Source organism: Marivita sp. NO-S04, assembly GCF_059070475.1.
The window spans coordinates 66747-87977 of the sequence record NZ_JBKAEE010000003.1 but is presented as its reverse complement, the minus strand read 5'-3'; the positions used below and the strand labels follow the sequence as shown (position 1 = coordinate 87977).

Genomic DNA, 21231 nt, shown 5'->3' with positions numbered 1-21231 from the left:
TCCTACCGGAACTTTGGCCGACTGGCACGCACCCGTCAGGATACCGAGCGATGACGCTCATCTCTTAGGTCGTGGTGCGCCACATCCGGAACCGGCCCTGCCCGGTCACTTCGCAGATCAAACCCCGCGCTTCCATCCAGACGAGGTTGCGCTGGACGGCGGCGCGGCTGGCACCGGTCAGGGTCTCGGCCATTGGGGCGGAGACGAGGGGCCATTCGGCCAGCACGGCGCGCAATGCTGGTGGTGTCTTGCCAGAGAGCGGGGCCATCATGGTTTCCGCCCGCGCTGACCATGCCTGGATATCGTCGAGGTGCCGCATCGCGGTCAGGCATGCTGTTTCCATTCCCTCGAGCCAACGCTCCAAGCGCTCAGCTGGTGGGCCACTGGCGCGCAGCCCCCCTGCCCCGCGCATAGCCAGAGGCGCAAAGATAGCCCCTCCATTCGAATTCGGGCCTTCGCTGGCGGCAATGCGTGCGGCGGTAACCGCCGCTTCCATCCGGTCGCCCTGTTGCCCGAGGCCCGCAAGGCTCCAGAGGTGAAGCCCCATGCAGGCGCGTGTGATCGGGTGCAGGTCGACGGCTTGCGCCATCAGGTCAAGCCAACCGCCCGCGCGATCCGCAAAGGTTTCGGCTTCACCTGCTATGTTTTCGGGGTCACGGCGATCGAGGAAGGCGGACAGGTCCACCTCTGGGCCGGGACCGCCTGTTAGACGCCGCACTGCCCATCCGACACGCGCGAGCGCTGCAGTGTTGTCCTGCACGCCGGACAGGCGCATGGATATCCAGAGCGCCAGCCGATCCGGGCCAATACGGTCACCCACAAACCAGCTGAGGTCTGCCGCCTCCATCAGCGCGAGCCTGTGCCGCCAGCCTTTCGGGCCACGGCGCAGCCGGTCATCCAACGCGCCGATCCGACCAGCCACACGGGCGAGACGCGCGGCATTAACCGCCTCTGCCTTCCGCCAATCGTCGAGGACTGCGGTTTCACGCAGCTCTGCTCTCGGTCCGGGCAGCAGATAATCCGGCTCCACTTCCATCGGACCGGGCAGGAACCACAGGTCGTCCTCAGACGTCTCTTCAAGCCCCTCCGAATCCACTAGAGGATCGTCAAAACTATCATAATGTGTAGATACTTGAGGCTTCATATGTGCAAAATACGGCACTTTTGCATTTTACCCAAGTGTTTTGTCAGGGTGCGCCCACACACCTTATATAGCACGTGCGCGCGGTGGTCTGCGAGATCTCTCTGATCACGCTCAGCGTATGGAATCCAAGGGGTTTTTGATGAGCAGCACCACAGAGAGAGCGGTTGCATTCGTTTACAAACGGTCGTTTAGTAATGATATACGAAACTGCAAAAAGACTGTTTTGATGCCCTTGATCGGTTATGCCCGCGTATCCACCGAGGATCAGACCCCCCTGCCCCAGTCGCAGGCCCTGAAATCCGCGGGCTGCGCCGAGATCCACGAAGAACAGGCCTCGGGCGGCAATCGTGCGCGGCCGGTGCTGGCGCGGGTGTTGGAGCGCATCGGCAAGGGCGACACGCTGGTGGTCGTGCGGATCGACCGCCTTGCGCGATCCCTGTCGCATCTGCTGGAGGTGATCGAGCGGCTGGAGGCCAAGGGTGCGTTCTTTCGTTCCATTCAGGACCCGATCGATACCGGATCCCCGCAAGGCAAGTTCACGCTGCAGGTCTTGGGCGCTGCGGCCGAGTTCGAGCGCGCCCTGATCCGGGAACGCACCAAGGCCGGCCTCGCCAGCGCGCGCACAAAGGGCCGCGTGGGCGGGAACCCTGGGCTGCGTGCCAAAGACCCTGCCGCTCTTCGTAAGGTACGGCTGGCAAGACAGGACGGCTACATGGAGCGCCTGAACGAGACGGCACAAGACTGGGTGCCCCATGTGCGCCGGTTGCGCCCCGACTTGGCATGGGAAGACGTGGTGCGCATCATCAACGGCCCCTTGCCCGAGGCGCGTCGCTGGACCCAAAGCCGTCTCTTGCGCGCTGTGAAGGCTTATGTCCGCGACGGCTTCCTGCCTGCCGAGGTGCTGGCCCGCGCCGGGCGCCGCGAAACCGACGATCGTCTGCCCGCCATCGTCGCCGGCATCAAGGGCGCGGACCCCGACATCACGCTTCAAGCGATCTGTGAACGGCTGGAATCTATGCGCGAACGCACGCCTCGTGGCCGAACGAGATGGCAGCCCTCATCGGTCAAGATGCTGTTGGAGCGAGCCGAGAATCTGGGAATGATTGAAGAGACTCAGATTCGTTCTTTGGAAGCAAAACCGCCTATGTGAATCGGGTACATCTTGCGTTTAATAGATGGCAGCGACACAAGCTCTTGACGCGTTGGATCCGCGAAATAAGATAAGCCATTGTAAATAAATGATTTCATCGGGTACCGGCCCACCATTTGAAAAAATCCTTGCCTGTCAAACGCTTTCCTGACATTTTTGCGGAAGAACGCTAACCATCAGTTTCCGGCGGTTTTGCGTTCCTTCTCAAGATAGACCCGGAAGACGGGCGGCGGGACGGGCATGAACGAGCAGCGGATCAGAATGGATCAAAAGATCCAAACGATGGCGACACGTCTAAGCAAATCGCTTGATGTGAATATGCGCAAATCGTTTCTACCTGATGAACGAAAGGCTCTCAGACGGTTCTCATCCACGGAGGTTGCTCAGATCCTCGGGGTAAGCCAGGATTTTCTGCGGAAGATGTTCTTCGAGGACAAGCTCGATCTCGGTGACATCGAGACGGATGCCCGCGGCCGCAGGTTCTACACTGCAGAGCAGATCGACATAGCGCGCCACGAAATTGCCCGGTCAAGCACGAAGTTCCAGCATATTGTTCCTCGTCGTCGGGAAGGGGAGCATATACAGATCATTTCGATCGCCAACTTCAAAGGGGGCGCGGGAAAGACGACAACGGCGATCCATTTGGCCCAAAAGCTCGCCCTTGACGGTTATCGAGTTCTGGCAATCGATCTCGACCCGCAAGCCTCAATGACCACAATGTTCGGTTTCCGGCCGGAAATCGACTTCCCTGAAGCCGGAACGGTGTACGATGCCCTACGGTACGAGGACCCTATCCCCTTTAGAGACGTTGTGCGCAAAACGTATTTCCACAACCTCGATCTAGCTGCGGCCGGATTGCTGCTCTCTGAGTTCGAGACCGAAACCGCACACGCCCTTCGAAACAATATCAGGCCGCCGTTCTATCAGCGGCTTGCCCTTTGCATTAATGAAGTCGAGACAGACTACGACATTGTCGTCATCGACTGCCCACCCCAACTCGGGTTTACCACATTATCAGCTTTGGTAGCGTCGACATCCCTAGTCGTCACTGTCATTCCAAGCATGCTTGACGTCGCCTCGATGGCCCAATTCCTGCAGCTCACATCCAGCCTCATGGCAACGATTGCTGATGTAGGCGCATCGCCCGACTGGGACTTCATGAGGTTTCTAATCACTCGTTTCGAGCCCAATGACGGCCCCCAAACCCAGATGGCGGCATTCCTGCGGACCATGTTCACGGATGACGTTCTTACACAGCCTTTCCTGAAATCCTCCGCAGTCTCTGACGCTGGGCTCACGCAACAGACACTGTTCGAGATCGCCAGAACGGATTTCCATCGCCAGACGTACGATCGGGCTATCGAGTCCATCAACGGGGTTGTGGCGGAGGTCGAAGGGCTCATCAAAACGGCATGGGGGCGTAAGTAATGGCACGCAAAGTCACATTCGACATTCCCGAGGATGAAGAAAAGCAGGAGAACTCGTCGATTTCTCCGACTCGAACCCAGTCACGAGCCCCTGCCCTTTCGGGAATGGCCCGTTCTCTTCAGGATGCGGCACAATCTTCAATTCAAGAAATCAGTACCGACCTTATTGATGATTCCGAGTTCCAGGATCGTCTGGCCGTGGATGACGAAGATGACATCAGGGAACTGGCTGAAAGCATCGACAAGCAGGGACAGCTTATCCCAATACTTCTGAGCCCCGAAGGGGGGCGATACAGGATCATCTATGGGCGCAGGCGATTAGCGGCCCTTCGACTTATCGGCAAGCCCGCAAAGGCTCTCATCAGAGGCTTGGATGAGGATCAAGCGATTCTTGCACAAGGCCAAGAGAACAGCTTCCGAAAAGACCTCAGCTGGATCGAGAAAGCCCTGTTTGCACGTTCTCTCATAGAGTCCGGCAAGGACGAGGGGCTGGTCTGTGACGCCCTCAACATCGATCAGAAAGCCAGGAAAGCCGGTGACAAGCTCACGGGACTTGCTCGCATGAAACAAGTCACTTCCTGTATTCCGACTGAACTCATCCAAAAGATCGGGGCGGCACCCGGGGTTGGACGGGATCGTTGGTATGCTGCCGCAAAGTCTTATGAGAGCCTTGGCTTCTCTGGAGATGAAGGGTTTCCGGCCGGAAACCGAGAATTCCATGATACTCTCATGAAATCCAGAGGTTCAGGCAAGACCTCCGACGAACGCTTTGCGGTCTTTGAAGGTCTCCTGAAACAGCACAAGCCCACTGCCCCATCGGCAATCCAGACAAGACTCGGGATGGTGAAGGTCACCAAGAGAAACGTGATCATCACCGTCAAGAACGGAGATGACGGGCTTCATACGTGGATCTCTGAGAATCCAGAGGCCGCTCTTCTCGCGTTGGCGAACGCGAAGGCCGCTAGTCCGGGGCAGATCATTACCCCAGAGAAAATGGAACCCATAGGTAACCCAGTCTCCGGCAGGGATCAGGATCTTGATGGTCCTGACATAGAAGATAACGAAAACTGAGCAGAAAGGAGGACAGGCCAGAAAAGGAAAGACCCCCCGAAAGCAGTGCTTCCGAAGGGCCTCGATTAGCTTAGACACCTGATTGATACCCCGAAGCCGAATCGTTTTCAACACCGTTCGCGGTGAACGGGGAAGCTTTTTCAGCCGACATCATCATGAGACAGGTATTTTCTCACACACCCGCCTTGGCGGAACGATCTCCTGTACCCTGTACGAACCCGTACAGAGTCATCGAGCCGATCCGAACGCTTCGCAAAGAACTCGGTTTGACACCAAATGACCTTGTGACACTGCAGGCCTTAATCAGCTTCATGCCGAAGAAGGCCGGAGAAACAGCTTCAATGACTACCGTCTTCCCCTCAAACGCATCGTTGTCTGAGAGAACGAACGGTCTGAACGAGAGAACGATCCGACGGTGTATCGGACGCCTCGTGGACGCCAATTTGATCCAACGCAGGGATAGCGCAACCCGCAAACGGTTCCCTCTTCGCTACGGTGGATTGATCAGAGATGCCTTTGGCTTCGATCTACAGCCAATGTTCGATCGGGAAAGTGAGCTCACAGAACACGCAAAACAGCTTGTCGGCGATCAGGAAGAGCTACGGTCACTCAGGGCGGAGGCGCTGTCTCTTCGTGTCGAAGCTTTGCGCCAAGCAAACGATGATGAGACATTCACATTTCTCCAAAACGTGCGCAACATCCTACGCCGTGCAACACTCAAAGCCGACGAAATCATAGAACTTATCAAGAAGTTGGCAGAGTTGGCCGGAGCGACCATCAGAGAGTTTCCGGCCGGAAACCGTGAAGCTCAGGAAACGATGCCCGACCAATTGTCCGGCAACGACGGACAAAATGTCCGGCACGTAGAACCCACAAGATTGAATATAAAAAAGGATACTACAGGTGCTCTCAGCAGCTCTGGATTTAAAGACGGCCGAGATCCAACAACTATGGCTTGGACGGACCTGAAAAACGTATCGGACTTCTTCCCAAATGAACCAAGAGATCATCAATCCGTTATGAACATGTTGGCTGATGTCGGGAATTTGCTGAGAATAGAACAAGGCAGGATCATGAGACACCTTAGAGAAAGAGGTCCAGGGCAGCTCCTTATTGCACTCGACGAATTAATTTTGAGAGCCAGCACAGGACAGGTGAGGAACACCAACGCGTACCTAGACGCAATGATGAGGCAAGGGATGTGATGGTCTTATCACGGTCACTCAACCAGCTTGTGATTGAGGGTAGTCTTTGATGCTCCGGCGAATTTTCCCGGATAGTTCCAACCATAAGGTCATCGAGAGGAAAAGAAGTGTTGGTTTGAGGGTGACGGGAAGTGAGATCGGGAGAGTGGCTTCCGACGCCCGTCGTGGGGAATATCTGAGGACCACAGCTGTCCAGAAAATCACCCTGTCCCCTTCGCGGGATATCCCTTTCGACAAGCTGGTGCTGAGCCAGTCCAACGTGCGGCGCATCAAAGCTGGCGTGTCCCTCGAGGAACTGGCCGAAGACATCGCTCGCCGCGGTCTTTTGCAGAGCCTGAGCGTGCGGCCCGTGTTGGCTGACGATGGCACCGAGACCGGCAAGTTCGAAATCCCGGCTGGTGGCCGCCGGTTTCAAGCATTATCCCGGCTGGTGAAGCAAAAGCGTTTGGCAAAGACCACGCCCATTCCCTGCATCGTCCGCGATGCTGCATCCGACATCCTAGCCGAGGACGATTCCCTTGCAGAAAACATGCAGCGCGTCGCCCTGCACCCGCTCGATCGGTTCCGCGCGTTTGTGTCCCTGCGAGACAAGGGACAGACCGACGCAGAGATTGCTGCCGCCTTCTTCTTGACGCCGCAGGTCGTGAAGCAGCGCCTCAAACTCGCAGCCGTCGCCCCTGCCCTGCTTGAGATCTATGCCGAGGATGGCATGACGCTGGAGCAGCTCATGGTTTTCACCGTGAACCCCGATCACGCGCGTCAGGTTCTGGTCTGGGATGTGATTCATTCATCCTGGAACAAGGAGCCATTCCAGATCCGGCGCATGCTGACCGAGACCTCGGTCAGGGCGTCCGACCGGCGTGCAGTCTTTGTGAGTGTTCAGGCCTACGAAGCGGCGGGCGGCACGATGCTGCATGACCTGTTCCAAGGCGATGACGGCGGTTGACTCGAAGACCCTGCCCTGCTCGATCGGCTGGTGGCGGACAAACTCCAGGCCGAGGCTGAGACGGTTGCGGTTGAGGGCTGGAAGTGGATCGAGGTCGCACTCGACCTGCCCTACGGCTACAGCCACGGGCTGCGGTCTCTGTCGGGTGATCCGGCACCGATGACGGATGACGAAGGTGCAGCTCATGCCAAGCTGCTCGCCGAATACCGGGCGCTTGAGGAGGAATACGTGGGGCAGGATGGTACTGATTCTGCTCTTGCGGGGCAGGGGGCTGATCGTAGTCTCGCCGATGGCCATGCCAGTGCCGCTCATGTCTGAACTATCCTCATGTCGGGTGGTCGACCGAAGGGGACTGCCGAGGTCCTGCGCCATAACGATCTCGTGGCACAGGACGGTGAGAGCCGTGTCGAAGGGCAGGGCGGATGAGGCCGAAGCCTCACTTCTCGAGGCCCTGGCATGGCGCAGCCGCGCCTATTGACGCCTTTGTGGCTTGGTGTCGATGAACTAGACGGTCATCGGACTATTGCGTGCCTACCAGCACTGGCAGGCCATCCTCTCGCCATTCCGGCAAACCGCCGTCAAGGCGGCGCGCATTGAAACCGTGTTTGCGCAGGGCGGCCACAGCCTGATGGGCATAGATGCAATAGGGGCCCCTGCAATAAGCCACGATTTCGGCGGCTGGATCGAGCGTTGGGACAATCCGCTCGATCTCCGTCAGCGTCGCATTGAGCGCGCCCGGAATGTGACCCGCAGCGTATTCATCTGCGGGGCGGACATCGAGCACGGTCACAGAACCCTCGGCGATCCGTGCTGCGAGGTCTTCCCGGCTGACCGGTTCGGGTGCATCCTCGCCGCTTGAAAGCCCTCGCAGGATACGCTCGACCTGCGCGAGGTTACGCTCGGCAACGATGCGCAGAAGGTCCATCAGCGCGAGGGTCTTCACGTCGGTCAGCCGGTAGATCACTGCCTTGCCGTCACGGCGGCTGGTGACGAGTGCGGCCCGGCGCAACTGTTGCAGGTGTTGCGAGCAGTTGGCGACGGTGAGGCCTGTCTTTTCCGCCAGCGCCTCCACTCCTCGTTCTCCTTGCGCCAATTGTTCCAGCAACATCAGACGCGCCGGTGCAGAGAGCGCGCGGGCGACAAGCGCATATTCCTCGAGTAGGGCTGTCTTCGGGCTGGTTGACATTGGGAACTCCAAGTCCTAAACGTTCAAGTGATAAATTGAATGATAGCGATTTCGGCGCTTTCCGCAACCCCAGGGGTCGAGACCATGTCTGAATCCATCCTGTCCGCAGAACCTGCCATCCGCCTCAGCATCTTTCTAGGCGTGCTGGCGGCGATGGCGCTTTGGGAAGTGGCGGCGCCGCGCCGCAGGCGAGAGATCCCGCGCGTCATCCGCTGGACGAACAACTTGGGCCTCGTGGTGCTCGACACTGTAATCCTGCGGCTGACCTTTCCGATTGTCGCTGTCGGGCTGGCCGTCATGGCCGAGGATCGCGGCTGGGGGCTGTTCAACAATATTGACGCGCCCGTGTGGGTGGCCATCCTCGTCTCGATGCTGCTACTCGATCTGGCGATCTATCTCCAGCACGTGATGTTCCACGCGACTCCCGGCTTGTGGCGGTTGCACCGGATGCACCACGCTGATCTTGATTTTGACGCCACGACAGGCCTGCGCTTCCATCCCGTGGAGATCCTCATCTCCATGGGGATCAAACTTGCGGCGGTTGCCGCCCTCGGCCCCCCCGCCATCGCGGTGCTGCTGTTCGAGGTGATCCTGAACGCCACCGCGCTCTTCAACCACGCCAACATCGATCTGCCGCGCCCGGTGGACCGGGTGCTGCGCCTGTTCGTCGTCACGCCGGACATGCACCGCGTCCACCATTCCATCGATCCACGCGAGACCAATTCGAACTACGGTTTCAACCTGCCGTGGTGGGACCGGCTGCTTGGCACCTACATCGCCCAGCCCGCGAAGGGCCACGAGGGGATGGAGATCGGCATCGAGCAGTTCCGCACACGCCGCGATCTCTGGCTTGACCGGATGCTGGTTCAGCCGGTCCGTGGTCCGGCAAGTGGTCATGCGCTCGATCCACAGAACACGAAAAAGGAGCCCGCCGAATGACCTCCAGCGACTTCACGCGCGGCATCCGCGAGAACCGGGTGCAGGTCGCCCACCAACTGATCCAGGTGATGCTGGTGGGTTTCGCCATCGGCATGACGCGCACGGTGGTCCCCGCGCTGGCCGAGAGCGAGTTCGGGCTCGAGCGCGGCTCGTTCCTGCTGCTGGCGTCCTTCGTCGTGGCCTTCGGTGCGGTGAAGGCGGTGATGAACTTCGTCGCCGGGCGCTGGTCCGAACGCATCGGGCGCAAGCGGGTGCTGTTCTGGGGTTGGGTCGTGGCTCTGCCGATCCCGGTGATGATCTGGTACGCGCCGGACTGGAACTGGATCGTCGCCGCGACCGTGCTTCTCGGCGTCAATCAGGGCCTCTGCTGGTCGATGACGCAGACGGCCAAGCTCGACATCACCAAGGCTGAGGAACGCGGGCTCACGATGGGGCTCAACGAGTTCTCGGGCTATGTCGGCGTGGCGATCGCGGGCATCTTGACCGCCTATGCCGCCGAATGGCTGGGCGCGCGGACGGGGCTTCTGGTCTTCGGCATGGCCGTGGTCCTCTTGGCTCTGTTGCTGACCGTGGTCTGGGTCAAGGACACGCTCCCGTGGGCCAAGGCTGAGACGGCCGCGCACAAGGCCGCACCCCCGAAAAACCCGCCGCGTTATCCGCAGGGCGTGTCCGAGCACCCCAGCACGGGCGAGGTTTTCGCCCTGATGAGCTGGCGTGACCGACGGCTCTTCGCGATCTCACAGGCGGGGCTGGTCGAGAAATTCGTCGATGCGCTGGTCTGGGCACTGTTCCCGGTCTTCCTTGTGGGGCAGGGCGCGACCCTGACCGAGGTCGGCTGGATCGTCGGCACTTACGGCTTCGTCTGGGGCGGCTCGCAGCTTGTCACCGGGCGGCTGTCGGACCATGTCGGCCGGTTCTGGCCCGACGTTCTGGGCATGTGGATCTGCGGCGCGGGCGTGGCGATGGTGGTCATGGGCACAGGCGCGCTCTGGTGGTCGGTGTCGGCCGGGGTGGCGGGCTTCGGCATGGCGCTCCTTTACCCGAACCTCTCCGCGGCGGTGGCCGATATCACGCCGCCCGCCTGGCGCGGCTCTGCCATCGGCATCTACCGCTTCTGGCGTGACCTCGGCTATGCCATCGGCGCGCTCGGCCTCGGGCTGGCGGCCAGCCTGACCGGCGCTGCGGAAGCCGCCTTCTGGTTCGTCGCAATTTCCATGTTCGTCTCCGGTGCCGTGCTCTTCTGGCTCGGCGATGAAACTCATCCGCGATTGAACCCCGCCAGCCCAAGGAAGCTTGCAGATGCCTGACACGCTTGCCCGCCCTCTGGGCTTCCTTTCGATCTTGTTGGGCGTCGCCTCGATCGCGCTTCTTGCAGTTTCTGTCTGGGGCTTCCGGGCGGGCGGCTGGCCCTGGCCGCAGGCCTATGACCTTGCCGGCTGGGGCGCCTGGACGGCGGGTGCCGGCGTCATAGCCGCGCTGGCCGGGCTGGTGGTCTGGCTCCGCCGCAGGAGGGGTGGATCTGGCGCGGTCTTGCTGGGGCTGATCCTGTCGCTGCCCGTCGCGGGCCTTGGCGCCGCCTTCGAGATCGCCGCCCGTATCACGCCGCCGATCAACGACATCTCGACCGACACCGAAGACCCGCCCGTGTTCTGGTTCACGGCCACGCCGAGCGACTACCCCGCGCAGAACGCCGGGCCGCAGCGCGCCGCATATCCCGATGTGCGCCCGCTGGAGCTGTCGCTCGCTTTCGACAAGGCTTTCGCGGCCGCGCTCGCCCTCGTGGAGGAGCGCGGCTGGGAGGTGCTGTCGGCCGATCCCGCGGAGGGTCAGATTGAGGCCATCGCGACAAGCCGCCTGTTCGGCTTCGAGGACGAGGTAGCGATCCGCGTCACCGAAACCGATGCCGGCGCCCGCATCGACATGCGTTCGCGCTCGCGCCTCGGCCAGATCGACCGTGGCGCCAATGCCAGGCGCATCGAAGCCTTCCTGTCCGATCTCGAAACGCGCGCCCGGACCTGAGGACCGACCATGAAACACCTGATCCTGCTGAACGACCCACCCTATGGCACCGAGCGCAGCTTCAACGGGCTGCGCATGGCTCACGCGCTGGTCAAGAACGACCCTGAAGCAGACATCACCGTATTCCTGATGGCCGACGCGGTGCTCTGCGCCAAGGCGGGGCAGAAGACGCCCGATGGCTACTACAACCTCGAGCGCATGCTTCGCCGGGTCCTGTCCGCGAAGGGGCGTGTCCTGATGTGCGGCACCTGCATGGATGCGCGCGGCCTCGCCGAGGGCGACATGATGGAGGGGGCAAGCCGATCGACCATGGATGAACTCGCCCAGGCGACTCTCGCCGCCGACAAGGTCCTGGTGTTCTGATGGCTCAGATGCTGACACTCGCCGCCCTCGCGGACGATCCGGATCGCTTCCACCTGATCGATGTGCGCGACGCCGAAGACTACGCCACGGCCCATGTGACGGGCGCGGTGCATATCCCGCTGGCCGAACTCGAGGCTCGGGTGGGTGAAATCCCTACCGGCAAAACACCCGTGACCATTTGCGGCAAAGGCGGCGGGCGGTCCGCCGAAGGCGCGGACATCCTGAACAGGCTCGGCCACCCATACACCCTATGGCTCGAAGGCGGCACGAACGGCTGGCTTGCGCAGAACACCTGAACACCAAGAAACCGGAACGGAGGAATACCGGATGAACCTGAAACACCTACTGTTGGCGACGACAGTTGCACTTGGCGTCCAAACAGCGCCTACTCTGGCGCAGGACGCCGCAGTTGAGGCCATGCAGGAATACCTGATGTTCTCGGAATATGAGTCCGGCATCATCCTGCCTCAGCAACTCGACCAGACTGTCTTCGAGACCGCGCTTTTTGTAGACACCCGAGATGCGGGCCAGTTCGAGGAGGGCACGATCCCCGGTTCCGTCAATATAGAGTGGCGTGAGGTTCTCGACCGGATCGACGAGATCCCCGAGGACCGTATGACCATCCTCTTCTGCAACACCGGCAGCCTGTCGGCCCAAGCGGCCTTCGCGCTGCGCGTGGCCGGGCGGACCAACGTCGTCGTCATGCAGAGCGGATTTACAGGCTGGCAACAGGACGCGGCCTACAAGCCCTGAGCACGGGCCAAGTATTAACGGGAGAGTGGGTCTTGCGAGACATCTATCTGGATTTCAACGCCAGCACCCCGGTTGCCCCCGAGGTCGCCGATATCATGCGCTATGCCCTGGAAACGGGGCATGGCAATCCTTCCAGCGGCCACTGGGCCGGGGTTCCTGCCCGCCTGATGGTGGAGGAGGCCAGATCGCAGGTCGCGGCGCTTGTGGGCTGCGCGCCGCAAGAGATCGTGTTCACAAGCGGTGGCAGCGAGGCGAACAACCACGCGCTGAAGGGTGTGTTCTTTGCCAGCGGCAAGGACCAACCGCATTTCATCACGTCGAGCGCCGAGCATCCGGCCATCGTAGCGCCGCTTCGATTCCTCGAGCACTTCGGGGCGCAGGTGACCTGGTTGCCAGTTGATGGCACGGGGCTCGTCGACCCCGACGATCTGCGGCGCGCGATGACCGACGACACTGTGCTCGTCACCATCATGCATGCCAACAACGAGACGGGGACGATCCAGCCCATCGCGGAATGCGCTGCGATCGCGCGCGAGCACGGCGTTCGCTTCCACACCGATGCCGCGCAGTCGGTTGGCAAGATCCCGACCAGGGTGGACGACCTTGGCGTCGATCTGTTGACGATGGCCGGGCACAAGTTCCACGCACCGAAGGGCGTCGGCGCGCTCTTCATCCGCGACGGCCTGCAACTGGAGCCGTTCATCCACGGCGCCGGGCATGAGAGCGGTCGGCGCGCGGGCACCGAGAGCGCGATGCTCACAGCCGCGCTCGGCGTGGCCGCCAGTCTTGCTTCGGGCCTGGGGCCAATGGAGCGGGTCCAGGTCCTGCGGGATCGCTTCTGGGCCACGCTCAAGGATGCGTTCGGCGATCACGTCGTTCTCAACGGCCATCCCGAGCGCCGCCTGCCCAACACGCTCAACGTTGCCTTCGTCGACCGCGTCGGTGCGGAGATACTTGCGGCCATACCGGAGGTTGCGGCCTCGACCGGCTCCGCCTGCCACTCGGGACGGGTCCAGCTGTCTCCAGTGCTGGATGCGATGGGTGTTGCGCCGCAGGTCGGCATGGGTGCGATCCGGTTCAGCCTCGGCCGCACCACGACCGCGGACGAGATCGACCATGTGGTGACGCGCCTTCGCCGGGTGCTGAGTTGACGGAAACGAGGCGGCCCTTCCCGGACGGGTGCGCGGCTGACCCCGTGCTCGAGGGTCTCCCCGACGCTTATGCCGAATGGCGCCGCAGCACGCTCGGCCGGATCACGGACGCGCTCGAGGAGCGTCTGCTGCTTGACCGGATCGGCCCGACCCGCGGCCTGCGCATCCTCGATGTCGGCTGCGGCGACGGTATGCTGGCCACCCGGCTCGCACAGGGCGGCGCACGGGTCACAGGCCTCGAAGCCTCGGCAGAGATGATCGCCGCCGCGCGCCGCCGGGCGAAAGCCGCCGGCGTCGAGGTCGATCTGTTCGAAGGGGACGCTGTCGGCCTTCCATTCCCGGCAGGACACTTCGATTGCGTTGTGTCGGTCGCCACGCTCTGCTTTGTCGACGATCCGCGCCCGACGATCCGGGAGATGGTCCGCGTCCTGAAACCTGGCGGCCGGCTGATACTCGGTGAACTCGGGCGCTGGAACCTTTGGGCGGCGGAGCGACGCGTGAAGGGCTGGCTCGGCTCGAAGCTCTGGAATGCAGCGCATTTTCGGAGCAGGCGCGATCTGATTGAACTGGCAGATCAAGCGGGGCTTTGTGATGCTGCCGTAACCGGTGCCGTCTTCTACCCGCCACACGGGATTGCTGCCCACCTCATGGCGCGGGTCGATCACATGATCGGCACCGTCACAACAACCGGCGGTGCGTTTCTCGTTCTCACAGCTACAAGTCCAGTAGAACAACAAGTAGACCTTCAAAGTAGCTTTGATCGCGCAAGTGAACAAAGCCGAAGCAGCAAAGCGTTAGACGTGAACGAGGGAAAGACGTGACCCGGAAAACCACAAACGACTGGCTTGCCGCAATGGCAACAGCATTCTCGCTCATCGCCTGTTATGGAACGCTTGCGGCAATTGCCGTCCTGGGCGCGCTTGGTGTGACGATTGCTTTGAATGAAGTTATCTGGGCGGGAGCCATCGTCCTTTTTGCCGCCCTAGCGCTTGTGGCGTTGGTGTTTCGCTGGCGACGGCATCGCCAGAATTCCCCAATCGTTTTGGCCGGCATCGGCTTTTTACTGATCGCCTTTACCATGGTGATCTCTTACGAGCGTATTGTCGAACTCGCGGGATTTGCCTTCCTTTGCGCAGGAACGTTCGTCGATTGGCGCATTGGTCGGGGGCGAGGAAGTGACGTTGCCTGAGAAGCCGCCCATCCTTGCCGACAAACATCACGACGCCCCATCGGCCTTCACGCCCGAAAGCCTGCTCCGCGAGGCGCGCCGCCAGAAGGGTGCAGAGGCTGTTGCGGTTCCGAAAGTCTGCCTGCTCGATCCCGATGGCGACATCGTGCGTCAACTGCGTGCAGAGGGCCGGGCGGAGCGGCACCAAGGATGGGTCTGCTACCACACTGACATGTGGATCTTGGACCTCGATGGCCACGAGATTGGCGTGGTCGGCTGCGCTGTCGGCGCTTCCTTTGCCGTGCTCGTCGCCGAAGAGATGTTCGCCTCCGGCTGCGAACTTCTCATCAGCGTCACCTCCTCGGGACAGATCACGCCACAGGGCGCGCCGCCTTATTTCATTCTGATCGACCGGGCGCTGCGGGATGAGGGCACGAGCTATCACTACGTCCCGCCCTCGGACTGGAGCGACGCGCCCGAGCGGCTTCTCTCCCGGCTGAATGGCGCGTTCGAGGGCGAGCCCCGCGTGCTGACGGGTTCAACCTGGACCACCGATGCCCCATTCCGGGAGACCGAAGCTGCTATCGCGGCGGCACGGGCCCGTGGCATTCTGGCTGTCGAAATGGAGGCGGCAGGGCTTTACGCCTTCGCACAAGCGCGAGATCGGGCCGTCATCTGCCTCGCCCATGTGACGAACCAGATGGGAACGATCGAGGGAGACTTCGAAAAGGGCGAGGCAAATGGGACCGCTGATGCCTTCGCTGTGGTATCGCGGATTGTCGACCGCCTCGGTTGACACACAGACTCACTATTGGAACTGACCATGGCACTCCCAATCTGACAGAGCGCGACACAAACTGGCTCTGCTGCTCCAGATCAAGGGCTTCGGTAGACGTGTCGGCATTGAGTCCTGTGGTGAGGACTCAATGGTTTTGCCAAGGACCGGTTCCGGACCCGGTGAAAGTGAAAGTGTCCTTCGGGTTTTGTGACTGACGGATGAGGGCCTTTGGGGTCCCTCAGATGGGTCCGGGCCGGGTTCCGGTCTGCCGTTCCTGACGAAGGACATTCCCATGCAAACAGGTGTCTTGCGCGTGTTGCGCGCGACCGCTGCCTTGTGGTGGCGACACAAGGAACTACGCCGAACCGGACAGACGGGGCAGGCACAACGGCTCGAGCGCGAGACTGTCCTGCGTGACCTCGGCTATCTGAAGCAGGCGGCGTTATTGCCAAACGCACATGTGATCTGCGGAGAGGGCGGCACGTTCATCCATCTTGGTTGGACCATCGTGTCCACCCTCGCGCCGATCGAGCGTTTTCCCTTGGCCACTCTTGCGGTCGCACGAGGGACCCCGTTCATCGATATCCGACCCGTCACCGATGTCATCGCCTTCGCGAACTTGCCGCGGGTGATGCGGGACGGATCGGACGACCCTGAACCCTCGGGCCCTGGCAAGTCCGTCTCGCTGACCGACTACATCGACATGGTCGAAGGACTCGGCACGAGGATCCTCAACGATCCGCGGTCCCATCAGTCAGCCTGATCACCACTTACTCTCACCAAAACTCGAAAGGAGGCCAGACATGGCCCGATCCCGCACGCCCAAATTCGATGCCTCCGAGGTCATCACAAACGAAATCATCCGCATCATCGAGCGCGGCGTCCTGCCGTGGCGCAAGCCCTGGACCGCAGGTGGCAGCTCTCGCCCCCTGCGCGTGGGCGGTGAACCCTACCAGGGGGTGAACAACTTCCTGCTGACGATGCGGACCGTGATGGCGGGCCACAGCTCGCCCTTCTGGATGACGCTGCCGCAAGCCAATGCGTTGGACGCAAAGGTCCGCAAGGGCGAGAAGTCCTCTGTCGTCGTTTATTACGGCCAAAGCCGGAGGGACGCCGGCGATGAGGATGACCGCAGCGACGGGGATGATCACTCCGAGGAAGCCCACATCTTCCGCTTCCAGAAATCCTACCGCGTGTTCAATGCCTGCCAGATCGAGGGCTTGCCCGACAGCTTCTTCCCCGACCCAAAGCCAGCGCCCCAGCATCCTTCTTCCGAGCCCATTCCGCACATGCAGGCGTTTTTCGATGCCATCGACATCACAACCGTCTTCACGGGCACGGAGGCGTACTATTTGCTACCCGTGGACAAGGTTTACATGCCATCCATCACGCGGTTCCAGGACCCGCGCAATTTCTACGGGGTCTGGGCCCATGAGCTGGCCCATGCCACGAAAGCTCCCCATCGACTGAACCGCGATTTCGGATTCTCGAAATTTGGCAACACGTCCTATGCGCGCGAGGAGATCGTCGCGGAATTGACCTCGGTGTTCCTGGGTCAGACGCTCGGCTTCACGGCGCATACGCTCGAGATGAATGCCGCCTATCTCCACAACTGGTTGCGCGTTCTTCGGTCGGACAAGGGTGCGATCTTCAAGCACGCCGCAGATGCGCAGCGCGCCTGCGACTATCTGATCGCCAGATCGGAGACGGGCAGGGCAGGGCGCAGCGCCGAGGCCGCCTGACCACACAGAGAACGGAGACTCGCATGTCACGTAAGGAACCCAAGACGCTGCGGGTGACCTGCTTCAACGACGGCCGCCGCAAGATCATCGTCTTCAAGCGCGGTGCCTATTGGTGGAGCCCGTCCGAGGGTGCCTATCCACTCTCGGCCGCGCTCGAGACCATCAAGGAAAACGGTGGCTGGGTCGAGACCATCCCCAACCCGAATTACAGACCCAAAGGGCTGTTCGGGTAGGGCGCCTTCGGCCTCGATTCATCCGCCAAGCGGAAAAGAAAAAGCGGGCTTTGAGAAGGGTGTTTCAAACCTCTCAAAGGAGATCCCCATGTCCATGACCGTTCAACCCCAGCCAGACCGTCCGGATCCGACCGTGATCGCGGTGCAGAACGACGCGTTTCGCAAGCTCGCGTGCCTTGGGGTGCCGCCCGCGCAGCCCATCCAGGGCCGGATGCATGTCACCCGCTCGCTCATGGAGGCCGGTGACGGCTTCATGGCCGAGGCGGTGAAGGCGACAGGTGAGTTTGCCACATTCGAGCCCGAGAATGATCCGGAAGGTTGGCACGATTTCGGGGCGGTCGAGATCCGGGGCGAAACTGTGTTCTGGAAAATTGATCTCTATGAGGCGGGTTCGGACTTCCGCTACGGGGCTGAGACCCCGGACAATCCCGCCACCACCGTGCGCGTGCTGACCATCATGCTGGCGCGCGACTGGTAGAAGGGCAGGGGACTCCTCCCCCTGACATCCGAGACGATGAAGGCCCACTGACCCCTCAAAGGGAAAGTGGGCCTTTTGTCGTGGTGATCCCTGAAGCCGGGGATTGGTCACGCGCGTGAAGGCGCGGGCCACACCTCACCCACCTGGAAGGATATCCCATGACCACAAGCTTTGCCCCTCTCACCGTTGCCATCGGCGATCTTGTCGCCCACCCCGCCAATGTGCGCAGCAACTCCTCGGAAACCTATGATCCTGAGAACATCGCCCATCTGAAGGCAAGCATCGCCGTTCTGGGTCTCCTGCAGCCGCTCATGGTCCAGAAGCTCGACGGCAAATACGCCGTGCTGGCTGGTGGCCGACGCCATGCCGCGCTGAAGGAGCTGGTCGCAGACAAGGCCACCAAGGGGTTCACAGCGAAGACCAACGTGGACTGCCGCCTCGTGCCCGAGGACTGCGACGTCACCACGGCACTGTCGCTCGCCGAGAACATCACCCAGGCACCGATGAATGCCATCGACGAGTTCGAAGCCTTCGCCCGGATGATGGAGGTCGACGGCCAGACGCCCGAGACGATCGCAAAGACCTTCGGCGCCACGGTGGCGGCCGTGAAAGGCCGGTTGCGCTATGGCCTTATCCACCCCGATATCCGCGCCGCGGCTCGGGGCAAGGTGATCACGCTCGACACAATGAAGGCCTTCGCCGAGCACCCAAGCCAGGAGGCGCAGCGCGAGGTTTTCGAGGCGCTCACGAAAGACGGCGGCTATCTGCAGGCCTACACGGTCCGACAGGCCCTCAAGTCCCGCGGCGTGCAGGTCAGCGACGATATCGGGGCTTTCGTGCGCGAAGACTACGAGGCGCGCGGCGGCACCGTCGCAGCCGATCTGCTGGATGAGCATTCCGTGCTTGAGGATGCGGCTCTGGTCGAGACCATCTTGCTCGAGAAGCTCGGTGCCGCTGCCGAAGAGACCCGTTTGAGGCTGGGTTTTGCCTGGGCCGATGCGATGGTGCGCTATGACTACGCGACCATGGCCGACTATGGCCGCGTCTATCCCGGCCCGATCGATCCGGATGAGGCTGCCCGGAAGCGCATCGATGAGATCACCGCAGAACTCGAGAAACTGCAGCTCGAGATGGAGGATGAAGGGCTCGAGGAGGACGCCTACAATGCCCTCTACGAACGTGTGGACGCTTTGGAAGAGGAAGCGCGCGATCTGCAGGAAGCCTACAGCGCCGAGGACCTCGCGCGGTCTGGGGTGATCGCGTCCTGGTCGGGCGGGCAGGTGACCCTCCATGTTGGCCTCGTCCGCCCGGAAGACACCGTCAAAGAGGAGGGCGCGCGCGGCTCCTCGGCTGGCCCGACCGGGGAAGAAGCCCCGGACGCCGGCAAAATCACCTATCCAGCCTCACTGGCCGAGGATCTCCAGACAGAGCGTGCCATGGCCCTTGGCGCTGCGATGGCGCTGCATCCGGAGGCCACGCTCGATCTGACGCTCTTCAAGCTGGTCAGTGACGTTCTGGTCAGCGGCATGAGTGTCACGCAGGCGATCAAGATCGATGCCCGCAAGGAATACCGCAGCCATGCCAAGATGGACGAGATCGACGAGACCTCGCTCGAGCTGGTGGCGGCGGCGCATGATGTGCTTGATCTGTCCTGGCTCGATGACACCCGCGCGCCCGCCGATCAGTTTGCTGCGTTTCGCGCGCTGAAGGCCGGCGAGAAGGCCAAGCTCGTCGCCTATGCCACCGCCAGCACCACGCAGTCCTGCTTCGCACGGGATCCTCGGCGCGACAGCCTGATGCATGCGTTCGAGATCGAGATCATGCCCGATATCCGCGCCCACTGGACACCGAATGCGGCCCTCTTCAACCGCTTCAAGAAGGCCTGGCTCCTGAAGATCCTCGGCGAAGATTTGGGTCTCGCCCAGGAGGCGGTGACGCTGGCTTCGTCGAGCAAGAAGGAGATCGTCGCCTTCTGCGACAAGCTCTTCGCCGAGCCTTTCGCCACGCTCACCGACGCGCAGCGCGCTGCCGTGGCCGCCTGGTGCCCGCCCATGATGCAGACCGCCGGTGTCGCCTGTGATGAGGCGGAGCCCACTGCGGAAAATCCCGAGCCTGAGAGCGAGGTCGCGCAAGCGGCCTGAGCCATCACGCGACCCGCGCGAGGCATTCCCCGCGCGGGTCGACCCTTCCAAACCGAACAGAAAGACATCCTCATGGCTATTCTCAAGTTCTCTGCGTCCGCTGTTGCGGCACAGATCGCCCATGCGCGCGCCTGCAAAACCTTCCTGCCCAACTGGAACGGGCCCGTGGACAGGCCCGCCCTGATCCTGATCGTCGGCAATGGTGTGCATCTGCGCTCAAACGGCATCGATGGCACGACCACCCGAATCGTCACCACCGAACAGGCCGATCCCTCTTTCGCCTTCGCCGACGGCATGAACCCGTTTCGGGACACCGACTGGATGGCGCAGCGCCGCATGGCGTTTCGCGATCTGACCGGCCAGTTCTACACCGACATCCTGGATGACGTGCAGGTTCTCATCGACCGGGGGCGGGGGGCCATCCGGCTGGCCACCGATGGCCACAGCATCCGCGTCTTCGTGCGCCGGGCCTCGGACTATCTCATCGGCGGGACCTACGAGGTGCCCTCGGGCCTCGGCGGCACCTTCCGGGTCATCCTCAAGGATGCCTGCGACACCTTCGCGATCGTGCAGAACTGCGGCAATTGCGAGGATTTCGACGCCATGCAGCCCTACCGCGTGCCGCTCGATGCGCTGATGGAAATCGATGACCGGAGGGCGGCGTGATGGGTTGGCTCTTCTACACCGACGGCCGCGTCCAGACCTACGCGGATGAGAAAGCGGAGATTGCTCGGCTGTGCACCTTCGAGGGCGAAAGGCGCAAGACGGAACTGGTCAAAGCCTGCAAGGTGGGTTCGACTTGGTACGCGGCGGCAAAGGTCACAAATATCGACGGCACCCCTGTCGAAGACACGACCTATGTCACCGATGCGGATGGCTCCATCACTTTCGCCGCCGTATTCCTTACCCGATATGATGACGGCTGCTGGGGCTACAAGGACATGGAGGAAAGCGCGGGACCGGTCGAATCCCGCGCGCCACTGAGCCTATTGGCCCTGCTGTCCGAGCTGAAAGACCCAGACAGCTATGCTCATGCCTGGCGCCAGCGCTGCCAGGACTGGGCTGCGATCCCGGACTACGAGGAAGGCGACAAGATCAAGCTCGCAGCACCTGTGACGCTCACCGATGGCAGTACCTGCCAGATTGTCACCGCGACCCACTACAGGCGCGGGCGGCAAAAGCGCCGCTGCTACCGCATTGAGGAAACTGGTGGGCTCGTACGCCTGTCGAAGGCCTCGCTTGCGGGCTCGGAGCTGCTCAGCTCCGCGAAAGGTGCGGCTAGCCCGGTGCTGGCGGAGTTCCTGGCGGGGCGAAATTAGGTCCTGCGCCGGACGGTT

At 61.7% G+C, this 21231-nt stretch carries 23 protein-coding genes and 1 pseudogene; 22 read left to right on the top strand and 2 right to left on the bottom strand.

The genetic code is table 11. The features are described 5' to 3' along the window. Positions 1-64: 64 nt before the first annotated feature. Positions 65-1144 carry a hypothetical protein gene (locus ACK3EW_RS23650; RefSeq protein WP_092465192.1) on the bottom strand — a complete coding sequence of 360 codons (1080 nt, stop codon included), beginning with the start codon at positions 1142-1144 and terminating at the stop codon, positions 65-67. A 226-nt stretch (positions 1145-1370) separates the two neighbouring features. On the opposite strand from ACK3EW_RS23650, the gene ACK3EW_RS23645 reads away from it, so the two are divergent. From ACK3EW_RS23645 to ACK3EW_RS23625, 5 genes and pseudogenes are all read left to right on the top strand, one after another. Then, positions 1371-2294 carry a recombinase family protein gene (locus ACK3EW_RS23645; RefSeq protein WP_317939113.1) on the top strand — a complete coding sequence of 308 codons (924 nt, stop codon included), beginning with the start codon at positions 1371-1373 and terminating at the stop codon, positions 2292-2294. A gap of 240 nt (positions 2295-2534) precedes the next feature. Continuing rightward, entirely contained in the window at positions 2535-3722 is a 1188-nt protein-coding gene (gene repA / locus ACK3EW_RS23640; protein ID WP_037239335.1) for a plasmid partitioning protein RepA, read from the top strand. Then, positions 3722-4792: a plasmid partitioning protein RepB gene (gene repB, locus ACK3EW_RS23635; protein WP_317939112.1), complete on the top strand. Its 1071-nt coding sequence runs from the start codon at positions 3722-3724 to the stop codon at positions 4790-4792. The genes repA and repB overlap by 1 nt, the downstream gene beginning before the upstream one ends. Before the next feature lie 155 nt (positions 4793-4947). Continuing rightward, positions 4948-5997, top strand: a complete 1050-nt coding sequence (locus ACK3EW_RS23630) for a helix-turn-helix domain-containing protein (protein ID WP_493809897.1) — start codon at positions 4948-4950, stop codon at positions 5995-5997. Positions 5998-6172: 175 nt separating this feature from the next. After that, positions 6173-7183 (top strand): annotated as a pseudogene (locus ACK3EW_RS23625) (ParB/RepB/Spo0J family partition protein); the annotation flags it as partial. A 280-nt stretch (positions 7184-7463) separates the two neighbouring features. Here the strand turns inward: ACK3EW_RS23625 and ACK3EW_RS23620 are convergent. Then, positions 7464-8129 (bottom strand): ArsR/SmtB family transcription factor, encoded by a 666-nt coding sequence (locus ACK3EW_RS23620; RefSeq protein ID WP_317939110.1) that lies wholly within the window; start codon positions 8127-8129, stop codon positions 7464-7466. Positions 8130-8213: 84 nt separating this feature from the next. Here ACK3EW_RS23620 and ACK3EW_RS23615 point away from each other — a divergent pair, with 84 nt between their 5' ends. From ACK3EW_RS23615 to ACK3EW_RS23535, 17 genes are all read left to right on the top strand, one after another. Beyond that, on the top strand, positions 8214-9068 hold the full coding sequence (locus tag ACK3EW_RS23615; protein ID WP_493809896.1) for a sterol desaturase family protein: 855 nt from the start codon (positions 8214-8216) through the stop codon (positions 9066-9068). Then, positions 9065-10375: an MFS transporter gene (locus ACK3EW_RS23610; protein ID WP_317939108.1), complete on the top strand. Its 1311-nt coding sequence runs from the start codon at positions 9065-9067 to the stop codon at positions 10373-10375. The genes ACK3EW_RS23615 and ACK3EW_RS23610 overlap by 4 nt, the downstream gene beginning before the upstream one ends. Then, positions 10368-11087 carry a DUF1499 domain-containing protein gene (locus ACK3EW_RS23605; RefSeq protein ID WP_317939107.1) on the top strand — a complete coding sequence of 240 codons (720 nt, stop codon included), beginning with the start codon at positions 10368-10370 and terminating at the stop codon, positions 11085-11087. The genes ACK3EW_RS23610 and ACK3EW_RS23605 overlap by 8 nt, the downstream gene beginning before the upstream one ends. Before the next feature lie 9 nt (positions 11088-11096). Continuing rightward, positions 11097-11450 carry a DsrE/DsrF/TusD sulfur relay family protein gene (locus ACK3EW_RS23600; protein ID WP_394379382.1) on the top strand — a complete coding sequence of 118 codons (354 nt, stop codon included), beginning with the start codon at positions 11097-11099 and terminating at the stop codon, positions 11448-11450. Next, on the top strand, positions 11450-11746 hold the full coding sequence (locus tag ACK3EW_RS23595) for a rhodanese-like domain-containing protein (RefSeq protein ID WP_317939105.1): 297 nt from the start codon (positions 11450-11452) through the stop codon (positions 11744-11746). The genes ACK3EW_RS23600 and ACK3EW_RS23595 overlap by 1 nt, the downstream gene beginning before the upstream one ends. Positions 11747-11777: 31 nt before the next feature. Beyond that, entirely contained in the window at positions 11778-12203 is a 426-nt protein-coding gene (locus ACK3EW_RS23590; RefSeq protein ID WP_317939104.1) for a rhodanese-like domain-containing protein, read from the top strand. A 32-nt stretch (positions 12204-12235) separates the two neighbouring features. Beyond that, positions 12236-13354 (top strand): cysteine desulfurase family protein, encoded by a 1119-nt coding sequence (locus tag ACK3EW_RS23585; protein ID WP_317939103.1) that lies wholly within the window; start codon positions 12236-12238, stop codon positions 13352-13354. A 44-nt stretch (positions 13355-13398) separates the two neighbouring features. Beyond that, positions 13399-14175 carry a class I SAM-dependent methyltransferase gene (locus ACK3EW_RS23580; RefSeq protein ID WP_317939102.1) on the top strand — a complete coding sequence of 259 codons (777 nt, stop codon included), beginning with the start codon at positions 13399-13401 and terminating at the stop codon, positions 14173-14175. Beyond that, positions 14172-14543, top strand: a complete 372-nt coding sequence (locus tag ACK3EW_RS23575) for a MerC domain-containing protein (RefSeq protein WP_317939101.1) — start codon at positions 14172-14174, stop codon at positions 14541-14543. Before ACK3EW_RS23580 ends, ACK3EW_RS23575 begins: the two co-directional genes overlap by 4 nt. Next, entirely contained in the window at positions 14530-15318 is a 789-nt protein-coding gene (locus ACK3EW_RS23570; RefSeq protein ID WP_493809895.1) for a nucleoside phosphorylase, read from the top strand. The genes ACK3EW_RS23575 and ACK3EW_RS23570 overlap by 14 nt, the downstream gene beginning before the upstream one ends. 274 nt (positions 15319-15592) lie before the next feature. Then, complete coding sequence (locus ACK3EW_RS23565; RefSeq protein WP_493809894.1) at positions 15593-16063, top strand: hypothetical protein; 471 nt, start codon at positions 15593-15595, stop codon at positions 16061-16063. 40 nt (positions 16064-16103) lie between these two features. Beyond that, positions 16104-17042, top strand: coding sequence for an ArdC family protein (locus ACK3EW_RS23560; RefSeq protein WP_394379388.1), 939 nt, complete (start codon positions 16104-16106; stop codon positions 17040-17042). Positions 17043-17065: 23 nt separating this feature from the next. Then, positions 17066-17275 (top strand): DUF6330 family protein, encoded by a 210-nt coding sequence (locus tag ACK3EW_RS23555; RefSeq protein ID WP_394379390.1) that lies wholly within the window; start codon positions 17066-17068, stop codon positions 17273-17275. 88 nt (positions 17276-17363) lie between these two features. Next, positions 17364-17753 carry a DUF3768 domain-containing protein gene (locus ACK3EW_RS23550; protein WP_493809893.1) on the top strand — a complete coding sequence of 130 codons (390 nt, stop codon included), beginning with the start codon at positions 17364-17366 and terminating at the stop codon, positions 17751-17753. Positions 17754-17911: 158 nt separating this feature from the next. Next, positions 17912-19894, top strand: coding sequence for a ParB/RepB/Spo0J family partition protein (locus tag ACK3EW_RS23545; RefSeq protein WP_493809892.1), 1983 nt, complete (start codon positions 17912-17914; stop codon positions 19892-19894). A 72-nt stretch (positions 19895-19966) separates the two neighbouring features. Further along, positions 19967-20560: a hypothetical protein gene (locus tag ACK3EW_RS23540; protein ID WP_025042408.1), complete on the top strand. Its 594-nt coding sequence runs from the start codon at positions 19967-19969 to the stop codon at positions 20558-20560. Next, positions 20560-21213, top strand: a complete 654-nt coding sequence (locus tag ACK3EW_RS23535; RefSeq protein WP_067923936.1) for a DUF6927 domain-containing protein — start codon at positions 20560-20562, stop codon at positions 21211-21213. Before ACK3EW_RS23540 ends, ACK3EW_RS23535 begins: the two co-directional genes overlap by 1 nt. The last annotated feature ends 18 nt before the right edge of the window (positions 21214-21231 follow it).

Coding starts and splice junctions, on each gene's coding strand:
- ACK3EW_RS23650 (WP_092465192.1), bottom strand. CDS start 1,144: ATGAAGCCTCAAGTATCTACACATTATGATAGTTTTGACGATCCTCTA.
- ACK3EW_RS23645 (WP_317939113.1), top strand. CDS start 1,371: ATGCCCTTGATCGGTTATGCCCGCGTATCCACCGAGGATCAGACCCCC.
- repA (WP_037239335.1), top strand. CDS start 2,535: ATGAACGAGCAGCGGATCAGAATGGATCAAAAGATCCAAACGATGGCG.
- repB (WP_317939112.1), top strand. CDS start 3,722: ATGGCACGCAAAGTCACATTCGACATTCCCGAGGATGAAGAAAAGCAG.
- ACK3EW_RS23630 (WP_493809897.1), top strand. CDS start 4,948: ATGAGACAGGTATTTTCTCACACACCCGCCTTGGCGGAACGATCTCCT.
- ACK3EW_RS23620 (WP_317939110.1), bottom strand. CDS start 8,129: ATGTCAACCAGCCCGAAGACAGCCCTACTCGAGGAATATGCGCTTGTC.
- ACK3EW_RS23615 (WP_493809896.1), top strand. CDS start 8,214: ATGTCTGAATCCATCCTGTCCGCAGAACCTGCCATCCGCCTCAGCATC.
- ACK3EW_RS23610 (WP_317939108.1), top strand. CDS start 9,065: ATGACCTCCAGCGACTTCACGCGCGGCATCCGCGAGAACCGGGTGCAG.
- ACK3EW_RS23605 (WP_317939107.1), top strand. CDS start 10,368: ATGCCTGACACGCTTGCCCGCCCTCTGGGCTTCCTTTCGATCTTGTTG.
- ACK3EW_RS23600 (WP_394379382.1), top strand. CDS start 11,097: ATGAAACACCTGATCCTGCTGAACGACCCACCCTATGGCACCGAGCGC.
- ACK3EW_RS23595 (WP_317939105.1), top strand. CDS start 11,450: ATGGCTCAGATGCTGACACTCGCCGCCCTCGCGGACGATCCGGATCGC.
- ACK3EW_RS23590 (WP_317939104.1), top strand. CDS start 11,778: ATGAACCTGAAACACCTACTGTTGGCGACGACAGTTGCACTTGGCGTC.
- ACK3EW_RS23565 (WP_493809894.1), top strand. CDS start 15,593: ATGCAAACAGGTGTCTTGCGCGTGTTGCGCGCGACCGCTGCCTTGTGG.
- ACK3EW_RS23560 (WP_394379388.1), top strand. CDS start 16,104: ATGGCCCGATCCCGCACGCCCAAATTCGATGCCTCCGAGGTCATCACA.
- ACK3EW_RS23555 (WP_394379390.1), top strand. CDS start 17,066: ATGTCACGTAAGGAACCCAAGACGCTGCGGGTGACCTGCTTCAACGAC.
- ACK3EW_RS23550 (WP_493809893.1), top strand. CDS start 17,364: ATGTCCATGACCGTTCAACCCCAGCCAGACCGTCCGGATCCGACCGTG.
- ACK3EW_RS23545 (WP_493809892.1), top strand. CDS start 17,912: ATGACCACAAGCTTTGCCCCTCTCACCGTTGCCATCGGCGATCTTGTC.
- ACK3EW_RS23540 (WP_025042408.1), top strand. CDS start 19,967: ATGGCTATTCTCAAGTTCTCTGCGTCCGCTGTTGCGGCACAGATCGCC.
- ACK3EW_RS23535 (WP_067923936.1), top strand. CDS start 20,560: ATGGGTTGGCTCTTCTACACCGACGGCCGCGTCCAGACCTACGCGGAT.